Origin of the sequence: Candidatus Clostridium radicumherbarum (assembly GCF_045310525.1) — a bacterium.
GTDB classification, from domain to species: Bacteria; Bacillota; Clostridia; order Clostridiales; family Clostridiaceae; genus Clostridium_AT; species Clostridium_AT radicumherbarum.
The window spans coordinates 477,786-489,408 of sequence record NZ_JBJHZY010000001.1; the positions used below are offsets into that span (position 1 = coordinate 477,786).

The 11,623-nt window shown below is 32.4% G+C and carries 9 protein-coding genes; 6 read left to right on the forward strand and 3 right to left on the reverse strand.

All coding sequences use genetic code 11. The annotated features are described in order from the left end of the window. Window position 1: 1 nt before the first annotated feature. Window positions 2–2,332: a PEP/pyruvate-binding domain-containing protein gene (locus ACJDUH_RS02345; protein ID WP_406763544.1), complete on the forward strand. Its 2,331-nt coding sequence runs from the start codon at window positions 2–4 to the stop codon at window positions 2,330–2,332. A 100-nt stretch (window positions 2,333–2,432) separates the two neighbouring features. On the opposite strand, the gene gatD is transcribed toward ACJDUH_RS02345, so the two are convergent. Both gatD and gatE read right to left on the reverse strand, forming a co-directional pair. Beyond that, window positions 2,433–3,815, reverse strand: a complete 1,383-nt coding sequence (gene gatD, locus ACJDUH_RS02350) for a Glu-tRNA(Gln) amidotransferase subunit GatD (protein WP_406763545.1) — start codon at window positions 3,813–3,815, stop codon at window positions 2,433–2,435. Continuing rightward, the gene (gene gatE, locus ACJDUH_RS02355) at window positions 3,805–5,775 is read right to left on the reverse strand and encodes a Glu-tRNA(Gln) amidotransferase subunit GatE (protein ID WP_406763546.1); all 1,971 of its coding nucleotides are present in this window, start codon (window positions 5,773–5,775) and stop codon (window positions 3,805–3,807) included. Before gatE ends, gatD begins: the two co-directional genes overlap by 11 nt. 553 nt (window positions 5,776–6,328) lie before the next feature. Between gatE and ACJDUH_RS02360 the strand changes: the two genes are divergently transcribed. From ACJDUH_RS02360 to ACJDUH_RS02380, 5 genes are all read left to right on the forward strand, one after another. Next, on the forward strand, window positions 6,329–6,799 hold the full coding sequence (locus ACJDUH_RS02360; RefSeq protein WP_406765000.1) for a DUF6323 family protein: 471 nt from the start codon (window positions 6,329–6,331) through the stop codon (window positions 6,797–6,799). Between the two features lie 54 nt (window positions 6,800–6,853). Next, window positions 6,854–8,116: a DUF6179 domain-containing protein gene (locus ACJDUH_RS02365; protein ID WP_406763547.1), complete on the forward strand. Its 1,263-nt coding sequence runs from the start codon at window positions 6,854–6,856 to the stop codon at window positions 8,114–8,116. Between the two features lie 134 nt (window positions 8,117–8,250). After that, window positions 8,251–8,394 carry a hypothetical protein gene (locus ACJDUH_RS02370; protein WP_406763548.1) on the forward strand — a complete coding sequence of 48 codons (144 nt, stop codon included), beginning with the start codon at window positions 8,251–8,253 and terminating at the stop codon, window positions 8,392–8,394. A gap of 3 nt (window positions 8,395–8,397) precedes the next feature. Then, on the forward strand, window positions 8,398–8,853 hold the full coding sequence (locus tag ACJDUH_RS02375; RefSeq protein WP_406763549.1) for an AraC family transcriptional regulator: 456 nt from the start codon (window positions 8,398–8,400) through the stop codon (window positions 8,851–8,853). Window positions 8,854–8,884: 31 nt separating this feature from the next. Then, entirely contained in the window at window positions 8,885–9,787 is a 903-nt protein-coding gene (locus ACJDUH_RS02380; protein WP_406763550.1) for an NAD-dependent epimerase/dehydratase family protein, read from the forward strand. Between the two features lie 186 nt (window positions 9,788–9,973). Here ACJDUH_RS02380 and ACJDUH_RS02385 read toward each other — a convergent pair whose 3' ends face one another. Next, window positions 9,974–11,611, reverse strand: a complete 1,638-nt coding sequence (locus ACJDUH_RS02385) for a peptidase domain-containing ABC transporter (RefSeq protein ID WP_406763551.1) — start codon at window positions 11,609–11,611, stop codon at window positions 9,974–9,976. Between the last annotated feature and the right edge of the window lie 12 nt (window positions 11,612–11,623).

Here is an 11,623-nt window from a genome sequence, read left to right on the forward strand (position 1 = left end):
AATGAAGTTTGCTTATAGTTTTAGTGACATTACCAATGAGGCACTTGACTTGGCAGGGGGAAAGGGAAGTTCCCTTTGCAGGATGTATAATGCAGGTATTGCCGTTCCAAATGGATTTGTCATTTTATCTACGGCTTTTGAAAATAATAAGCTAAAGTCACTAGCGCAATTGGATATTAAAAAGTGTCTTGAAATGCTGCCTGAAAGCACTTTTGCAGTTCGCTCCTCAGCACTTTCAGAGGATAGTGCGAAGACCTCCTTTGCAGGGGAGTTCGAATCGGTTCTTGATGTGGCTAGGGTTGATGTGTTCTCTGCAATAGAAAAGGTTGCAGCTTCTGCAAAATCAGAGCGCGTTAGCGAATACAGCAAGGTTCATGGTATTTATGATGGACATAAAATAGCTGTTGTAGTACAAGGGATGATAAGTGCTAACATGGCAGGGGTGCTTTTTTCTGCTGATCCAATTACCGGAAGTCACATAAATATGGTGGGGAACTTTGTTTTTGGAGCGGGTGAGCAGCTTGTGTCAGGAGAAAAAAATGCCTTTCCTTTTACAATATCAAGAGTAGGTGGAAAATATCAGGGGGAAAAATCCTTGGAAGCATATGCTAAGGCCTTGTATAAAGCTGCATTAAAGGCAGAGGATATTTTCGGCTCTAAGCTGGATATTGAGTGGGTTACTAAGGATGGAAAGCTTTATATTGTACAAGCGCGCCCAATTACCACTCTTCAAACAATTGATAATGATACTTATGAAATCAATCAAAGTCTTGATACAGATGCTCTATGGAGCAGTAATAATGTTGGTGAGGCTGTGCCTGACGTAATGAGCCCATTTACATGGAGCTTGCTGCATGAGATGGATTTGGAGTGCCAGAAGGTACCGGGATATTTTATGTTTGGAAATATCTGCGGCAGAACCTATTCAAATATAAGCATTATGATATCTTCCTTAAGAGTGCTTGGATATAATGTTACAAAGGCAAAAGAGCTTATAAGTGATGTATTTGGTTACATTCCTGATAATGTTGAAGTTCCTATTTATCCCTTTGGAACGGCTCAATTAATCAAAGAGATGTTCCAGAGGTCAAAAAAGAGCATAAAGCGCATGAGGGATTCTAAAAAACAAAAGGATTATTACCTAGAAAATACACCTCTATGGTATGTTAAAACCCTTGATAGGATTGAAGATACTAAAAACAGAGAGGATTTATATAAGCTTTGGTCAGCTGATGTGCGTCCTTATTTATCAGCATTATGGTATATTTGGTTTGGAGGTGCTGGAAGTGCCACACTGGCAACCTTTAGGAAAAAGCTTGCAAAGATGACAGGTGAAGAATTGGCTAATTTGTTATGTTCCAATTTCAGCAGCGAACAAACCCTTGTAAGCATGAAACCGCTACTTGCAATAGAGCAAGTGATTAATGGTAGCTTAAGCCGTCAGAAGTATTTGGAGCTTTATGGCCACAGAAGCCCACATGAGTTTGATGTATATTATAAATATCCTGCAGATGATCCATACTTTATTGAAAATCAAATAAAAGAATATAAAGATGCAAATCTAAGGCCAATAGAAATGCAAAAGAAACAACAAAGTGAATTTATGAGGGGCAAAAAGCTTTTTGCTCAAAAATTCCCTAATAAGCAAAAATGGCTTGAGAAAAAGCTTGAACAAATCTCTAAGGATGCAAATACCCGTGAATCTCTTAGAAATGAATTTGTCAAAGTCTTTAGAGTTATGAGGCATTTGCTCTTAAAAATCGGCTCTGTTACAGGGATTGGCGATGACATATTTATGATGTACTGCTTTGAAGTTCCTAAATTTCTGCAGGGAGACACTGAAATGCTTGATAAGCTAGCAAAAAGACGTGCAAATTTTGAAGAATATCAAAAGATGCCTATTTTCCCACAATTAATAAGAGGGAGATTTAATCCGAAGGAATGGATTAGCTCTAAGAATAGAAGGCAGGACTACTACGATCCTAATGCAGAAACACAAGATTTAGATAAAAGTGCCATCAAAGGCTTTGCAGGAGCACCAGGTATTGTTGAAGGCAGGGTGCATATTCTACACAGCTTTGAAGAGGCAAAAGATTTTCATAAGGGCGAAATACTAGTAACTACTTTAACAAACATTGGATGGACGCCGTTATTTCCTAAAGCTTCCGCCATTATTACAGATCTTGGTGCCCCTTTATCCCATGCTGCAATTGTAGCACGAGAACTAGGAATTCCAGCAGTTGTAGGATGCGGAATTGCAACCACCGAGTTAAAGACAGGTGATTACGTAATTGTTAATGGTAGTAACGGTGTTGTTACCAAGAAAAATTAAGCTTCATCACAAACCCCTATACTAAAAATTGTATAGGGGTTAATTTATGTACTGCTATAAGCTTCTTTAAAAATTATATTAAAATTGGTACAAAAATTTATTACTTATGAAACTTTTTAATGAATTCTTCTACCTCAGGAATACCACCTTGATAAATTAGATATCCATTATATGGTTCTCTCTCTGTAATTTCCCCGCAGACAGGAGTAAGCATTATTTCTTTAACCTTTGATAAATCTGAAGTTTGTCCTAGTGCCCAACCTAGTTTAATATAAGCAACTTCTGGCAGTATATTTTCTGCAGGTATTATCCCCATAGTCATTAAATCTCTGCCTGTATCGTAGACGAACATATTAACATATCCCCATAGTGTTTGTACTGTCATATAGATGGCTACTCCTTTTTCAGCAGCACGTTTAATTGCAGGGTAGAGCAGTTTATTAACATGCCCTAGACCTGTACCTGCTATAACAATCCCTTTATAGCCGAGGTCAATCATAGCATCTATAATATCCGGATTCATATTTGGATAATAATAAAGTAGAGATACACGTTCTTCAAACACAGGAGTTATAACTACTTTACTGTCACTGCGGCGGTGATTGTAATCCATACGAAGAGGTGTTATTTTCTGGCGATTCACCATTGCTAGTGGAATATCTCCGATAGTACGAAATGTTGAACGGTAGGAGGAATGCATTTTTCGTACTCGAGTACCGCGGTGTAATAAGCCGTATTCGTCGGAGGTTGGTCCAAACATACACACCATTACTTCAGCAATATCTGAATCTGAGGCTGTTTTTGCTGCATGAATAAGGTTTAGGGCTGCATCAGAAGAGGGTCTATCTGATGAGCGCTGCGACCCAACCATGACAATGGGAATGGGGGATTTTTGAACCATAAAAGATAGAGCTGCTGCTGTATGACTCATTGTGTCAGTACCATGACCTATGATAATGCCATGGGTACCTTTCTTAATTTCTTCTCCAATAGATTGAGCCAGAACTTTATACTCAGCAGGCCCCATATTTTCTGAAAATACAGCAAAAAGTTTCTCAGTACTTAGATTACAAATGTCTGCAAGTTCAGGTACAGCACCATATAATTCACCTGGTGAGAATGCAGGAATAACAGCTCCGGTACGATAGTCAAGACGGGAGGCTATGGTGCCACCTGTACCCAATAATTTTACATTATGTTTTTCTTTTGATGTAGGAAATTCCCTTTCCGGAATTTTATATTGAATCTCTTTATAGTTAAATTCTTTCATATCCTGAATTGTATCTACAGCAATTCCGATATTGTATCCAGTGGCTAGCTTAATTACTATGTGTCTATCATCATCGTTTTCAGAACGTGGAAGTAAAACTCCCTTAAATTCCCCACGAGTAGTCTTTATAACAGCTTCACTCCATACGCGCATATTGAAGCTTTTTAATATTTCTAAGGCTGTGCCTTTATAACCCTTTAAGCTATTGTTCATTATCATATACCTCCTTTGCTGTAATATCAGCAAGTTCATTAAGAGGGATATTTCCAATGGCTATTTTACGTAATTCTTTCATCATCCACTTAAATTTTGCTTTATTATTCTTTGAAGTATTTATTTCATTAAATTTATTATTCATAAATGGAATCAGTGAAAGAATACTATCTCTGCTGCACTTAGTAAAGTTTATACTTTTTAATACAGACATCATTTCCATTTCAGGATGTTCATATACCACAGGCAGCATGTCATAAGCAATATCATACACTATATTATGTTCTTTGATGAAGGCAAAAAGTTCATATATTTTTTCAAAATCAAAGGATAAATTGGTATTAAATTTTCCTTGTATGTGCTTAAGCCTATGAGCTAGTAAGGTTGCAACAATTATGGGATTTATCTGAAAATCATTAGAAACCCTCTCCATAAGAGGAACTAGATTATTTTTCAAAAGATAGAAGAAAGTATCCTCAGGTATTTTCCAGTTTTCAAGCTGAGCTATTCTCTCATTGAGAGCTAGGGGAAGCTTGCTGCGCGCGTTATTGATTAAATCCTCGCTGATAGAAATAGGTGCGGAATCAGTATCTGGATACATACGGTCAGCTCCAGGCAATACTCGTTCAAACATAGTGGTACCATTTCCTAAGGATTTTCTGGTTTCATTAGGTACTCCAATAAAGGCCAATCTACAGCGTTCTTCAATTGTTTCCAAAGCTGTAGTTATATCAGCCTCAGGACCCCATAAAAGTATCTGTGCATCTTCATATTTGGCATGGAGCAGGTTACAAATATATTTAAAGTTAATAGATTTACTATCACTGTCCAAACTTTCTGAATGTGTCATATTGGGTTTTTCAATACAAGCAATTACTTTTAATCTGTCAGAGATTTCATCTGCGAACATTCGGCCAGGTTGAGTAAAAAACGAGAGAATGCCTTTAAAGCCTGGCAAGTTTACTGCCACCAATCGATAGCTTTTATTTAAAGCTTCGGAAACTTGATTAGATGAGGTAGCTACCTTGTTTCCACTAATAATTACGTAGCTAAATTTCCATTCTTTCCACTCTGGTATTCTGGTTATTAGATCACTTCTAATTTCTAAAAGGCTCTTCTGACGAAAGGCTTCATTGTGTACTAATTCTGGTATGGAGCTAATACGTGACACTCCCTTAATTTCCACTCTAGTGCCTCCAGTAATACTAACGTTAACATCCTCACGTGCAGCGCCAATGCCTGTCCTTACTTTACCGGTGCTGCGGTTTAGAAAACGTATATACTGGGCAGCTTCAGCAGCTTCATCAGGAGTTTTCATATCTGGGTAGGTAACAGTCTCAATAAGCGGCATGCCTAACCTATCTGTTGTATATACTCTCACGTGAGCAATGTCTGAAATTTCACGACAAGAATCTTCTTCTATACTAAGCTGAATTATTCGAACTGACTTGGTTCTTAAGGGTATCTGTCCTTCAATGCTTATGATACCTGTTCGCTGAAAGCCAGTAGGAATACTACCATCTAGATATTGCTTGCGTGTGATATGAAGCTCACCTACAATATTAGTTTTAAGAAGCAATGCTATTTCTAATGCAATTTGCAGTGCTTGCTTGTTTATCTTAAAAGGAGGTGTGTCATCAACATCATAAGTGCAGGTGGTTTCGTTGGCAATACGGTATATAATAGTTTTTTTTGTTTTAAACTCCATAAGTGCGGTACCGTCATATCCACCCATTTCACTTAAGGTAGGCCTCATATGTCTAATCACTTCTGCATGGAATTGACCTTTTTCCTGAAAAATACCTGCAGGGCAATGACAAAAGAGTTTCTTGTCTGTTTTGAGCTGTTGATGAACTTCTAGACCACACATAAATCCTAATTTTTCATATGTCTCAGGTTGAGTCTGTTTGCGAGGGGTATAACCAATGCGCTTTTGAGTTTCTATATAGTTATTTTCCATTTTTGTTAATCCTCCAAGATTAATATTTTAAAAGCATATATACAAAACTGAAAAGTATTTACTAAAGCTTGGGCATAACTTTAAAATAATAAATATTATTAATATGTACTAATGAGCAGCTTCTAAAGGTTTTTAAGAAAAATATTATAACTAATCTCTATAAAGAAATATATGTTTTATTATTTTAAATTATGAAGTATAACTTATTAGTTAATATATGAAAAATATAATATAAATACAATGAGGATATTTATAAATAAGTTGGAAAGTTTTTATGGTGAAAAGGCACTGATGTAGGAGAAGCTGCTATAAATAGAATGTTTGAAAAGTTGAGAGTTGAAGAAAAAATAGAAGCTGTAGGCAAGTGAGGTTTATACCATTTATATATACCTCATTAATATAAGAAAAATCTATTATAATATAAGAAATACTTCCCAGATTGATTTTTAAACTGGGAAGTATTTTCTGATTATATATTACCACAAAATTACTAAAATTTCAAGTCTTGTAATGGGTTAGAGTTAGGAGTACTGTGTATTTTGAGGTGATTATGGTGGATAAAAATATGACTTTAGTATTTCTAGATTTACAGAAAAAACAAGCTGCTGTTGACTTAAAAGCGTGTAATGAAATAACAATAAAATATGGATTAGCTTTATCTGATGGAGATATTAATGAGCTGGTGGAAAATCGTTTTAAGTCATTAAAAGATACAGGAAGAATTGAGTTTTCTGAAGGGGTTTTAAAAAAAATAGTGGAAGTCTTTTGTGACTCGCCTTATATAATGCAACAGAATTATAAAGATACATTAATGGAGCTTCAGGAGTCCTTTTATTTCTTTAAAAATGAAGCCATGGATCAGATAGCTGATGATGAACTTATTGAGTTTATGAAAAGACATTTTGATGGAAGATGTCAAGGTTCTTTGGAGTATTTAAGTGGAACTACTTTAGAAGAACTTTGTAGAAATACAAGATACGGATATGAAGTTGATGATACAGATATGTATGGACATGAATTTTAGGAGGCATAAAGATTAATAATCTTTATGTACTTTATAAGAAATACAGGAGGGTTTATGGAAGAAAGCAACAAGAGTTTAATGGCGTTTTCAGATAATATTCAAATAGATAAAAATATAAGTGAAGAAGCTAGAATGCTTATTGAGGTTAAAATATGGAATTTTCTAGGCAAGCACACTGAGAGATATACAATGGGTGATAGCACATCAGTTCCAATAGGAATAGCGGAAGAGTTACTTAATTCAATTTGTTTTTTATTAGCATTAGAATTAAGAGGATTAATGAACGTAAATGAAGTATTGATAGAGGAAGATATAAATGACTTGTTAAAAGCTTCTTGGAGTAAAATAGTCTCTTTGATGGATGAGGGGAAGAAATTATTAGAAGCAGTTAGAAAAAGCTCACCTAATATAGAAAACATATCATATAACGATACATTAAATGAAATAGGTCAATTTTTTTATAAATATGATTATCGATTTTTCGCTCATAAGATAGACTGCAGCATAGATTATCAACTTTCTAATCCCATATCAGAAAAGCTTCAGGGAATTGAATATATAAATGAATACTTAAAAGCGCTACTTATTGAAAATGAGTTTTGCATATGTTTTGATAAGGATAATATTAGTTATATTCTAAATAGCTATTGCTCAGATTATAAAGTACTATTAATTAATATTTTTGAACCAATACTAACAAATGCCATAGGACTTGAAATTTTAGGGGAGGATATATTAACATTAGCCATTTCGATGTTGCAAAGAAAAACATTACTAGGGATTTTTAGAAACTTGTCCAAAACTGAAATTTTAATAAAATTAAAGACCTCAGCAAAGAGAGTATGTGATATTTTAGGGATAGTTGATAATGAAAAGATAGAATATATTGAAAAAACAGCTGCAGATATTTATCCTAGAATTGAAGTAGGATTATCCACAGGAAATATTGATAATATATTTTTATCCTTTAAGTATGAAGAGGATTTAAAAGAAAGTGAGTTTATAGATAATGATACTATGGATAATGAAAGGTTATGCAATTTAATCAATGAAATAAATGATTGTAGGTTTATCTCTGATAAGATTGAAATGGTAAAAGAAGAGGTTCATAGCTTAAGTGACTTAGTGGAAGTGTTAAGCGTGTGTTTTTGGGAAGATGAAGCTTTAGAATTATTTAAAACACTATCAAAGGAAGAGATTTATATTATTAAACATTATTTAGATAATAAATATGAAGCATATAGTTCAGATACAGAATGGGAAATTAAATTTACGCATTATATAAGAAGTAATATATTTAATTACAAAAAAGAGTAAGTTTAGTATTGACTGGTGCCTAAGGGGATAGATTATCATAGAAAAGAGAGGTGATGCCAATCTTTATTTACTTTAGCAAAGAGACAGAAGCATAATACTTTCAAAAGATGCCATTAAAATAGAGAGACGGTAAAATGAAAGATTTTGAGCCCTTCGGAGAAAATTTATTAGTTGCGCAGCCAAAGAAGTTTGGCAATTTTAAAAAACAAGTTGAAATACATTTTAAAGCATTATATGATGAATTCAGGCATCGATGTACTCTATTAAAAAGAAGGTAAGTTATGGATATTAATATTGAAATAATATCACCATATAAAATTGCTTATATACGAAGAATAGGTCCTTACGGTTCAGAGAATGTGCAAATAATGGAACAATTAAAAAGTTGGGCTAGAGAAAAAAACTTATTTAATGAAAGTTCAATTATATTAGGAATAGCCCAAGATAACCCGGAGTTTACAGAACCTAAAGATTGTCGATATGATACATGTTTAGTTGTTTCGGATGAATTTAAGGTTTATGATAAGTATATTAACTTTGGAAAAACTATCGGTGGAAAATATTGCATATTTAAAATAAGTCATACGGTAGATGCTATGCAAAAAGCATGGATGGATATATTTTCAGAGTTATCAAAAAGAAATTATGAATTTGATGATAGTAGACCTATTCTTGAACGCTATGCAATGCAGATGATAAATAAGCATTATTGTGAAATTTGCGTACCAATATTATAAAAGAATGTTAAAACATTTGAAGAGGGATTTTATGAAACATATATTAGTGACAGGTGGAACTGTATTTGTAAGTAAGTATGTAGCAAAATATTTTAATTTACAGGGTTATGAAGTGTATGTTTTAAACAGGGGGACTAAACAACAATTAGATAACGTTAATTTAATATGTGCAGATAGAAATAATTTAGGAGATTGTCTGAAGCAGTATTCTTTTGACACTATAATAGATGTATGTGGATATAATGGAAAAGATATTAAAAATATATTAGATGCTGTTGGAGAATTTAAAGATTATATATTAATTAGCTCATCTGCAGTTTATCCGGAAACAAACATTCAGCCATTTTTGGAAAATCAAAGTATTGGATTAAATTCAATATGGGGCAAATATGGAACAGATAAGATTGAGGCAGAAGAGTACTTACTTTCGAGATTTCCTAATGCATATATTCTTAGACCTCCTTATTTATATGGGCCAATGCAAAATGTATATAGAGAATCATTTGTATTTGAATGTGCTATAAAAAACAGAAAGTTTTATATTCCTGATGATGGCAAAATGAAATTGCAATTTTTTCATGTAGAGGACTTATGTAAGGTTATTGAAAAAATATTAGAAAAGCATCCGAAAGAACATATATTTAATGTTGGAAATTCAAAGCTGGTAGATATAAATACATTTGTTGAACTATGCTATAAGGTTGTAGGAATTTCATTAGAAAAATTATATGTAACTAATCATGATAATCAAAGAGACTATTTTAGTTTTTATAATTATGAGTATAGCTTGGATGTATCAAGACAAGCAGAATTATTGGCAGAACAAAAGGATTTATTTGAGGGATTAAAGGAGTCTTATGAATGGTTTAAGTATAATTCTGATGAAGTAGTAAGAAAAGATTATATTAATTTTATTCAACAAAATCTTGAGTAACTAAGGATTTTCAGTACAAATTATTTAAAGGCTAGTATTATTTCACTTATGTTTTATGATAAATACTTTATTCGAAGCAGAGATTATATATATGAAACAGAACTCTATAAATAATCAGCGTGTAAGGAGGATTTACGCAAAATAAATCCTCCATATTTGAATGGAGGATTAACATGATAATTCTATTTATATTTCAATAATTTTATCTATATAATCATCTACGTCTATAGTGATATGAGAAACTATAATTAGAATTCCTTTAAATTTTATATTTTTAAGAATATTAGATATTATTTCTCTTGTTTCAACATCTACATTAGAGATAGGTTCGTCTAAAATAATTACATCTTTTTTAGAAAGCATTGCCCTGATAAAAGCAATAACCTGTGCTTGACCGCCAGAAACTCCAGACGTATTTTGATTTATTTCAGTATTTAATCCCATAGGTAATTTATTAATATAGTCATAAAGATTTAATTCTCGAATTATCTTTTCTACATCTTCAATGTTCTTTTCAGACTGACCATACAATATATTATCTAACACAGTACCCCTAAATAAAAATACATTTTGAGATACGACACTTATTTTTTCTCTTATATTTTTAACATTTATCAAACATGAGTCTATTTTGTTATATAATATTTGTCCCCCTGTAGGCTTGTACAGTCCAAGTAATAATTTTATTAGAGTTGATTTTCCAGAACCATTTTCACCCTTTATGAGAACTTTATTACCCTTATTTATTTTTACATTTAATTTCTTTAGAACATCTTTTGAATCACTTTTATATCTAAATGTTAAATTATTTAATTCTATAGATTCAATTTCATTATTCAACTGTTTACTTCTTCCGCTATTTTCATCTTCCATATCCAAAAGTTCATAAATTCTTTCAATACTTAAACAAACTGGCTTTATAGTTGTTCCAACAGTTGCAATGCCTTGAATACTACCAAATACTTTAAGAATATATAATGAAAATGATGTATATAATCCAATTGTAAATTGCCCATTTACAATCATAATTCCAGAAATAAGTAATATCAAAAGAGAACCAAGATTATTAATTAAGCCTATATTTTCCATAAATAATAAAATTGATTTACTCTGCTTTATACTACTTTGTACGAGTTCATTAAGTTTATTTTTAAATTTATTAAGATGTGTACTTTTACCATTAAGTGTCTTTATTTCTTCAACACCATTTATTATTTCAAAACATTCTCCATTCAAGACTGCACCAGACTCCAACATTTCATGTGTACTCTTCATAAGGCTATTTGCTGAAGTTTTAGAGGATAAATAAAATATTGGTGTCATAACAAGAACTACTATTGCTAATTTATAATTTATAGTAAACATGACTACTAACGCTAAAATAGCATCAATTATACTCAATAATATGCTAATAACTGATGGTGAGAAAATGCTTCCAATAGATGTACATTCTGAAATTCTGCCCTGAACATATCCTTTTTCAGTAACAGAAAGATAACTCATGGGTAAATCTATAACCTTACCCATTATTAAAATTCTCATCTCGTTTACAACTAAATTATTAATTTTAACAAACATATATTTTGAAACAATTGAAAAAATATATCGTAAAATATATAGTATCGCTATTATCAAAACATTATAATAAAGCATATTAAAACTATTTTTGCTTTTAAGCACATTGTCCAATATTTTCCCTATTAGATATGGTACAGGATTGGCAATTATTGAACTTAAAATTATACCGATGATTCCTGTCCAAAAAATTGTTTTATATTTTTTTATAAATGGCTTTAGTTTTAATAAACTACTTATTTTACCCATATAAACACCCCC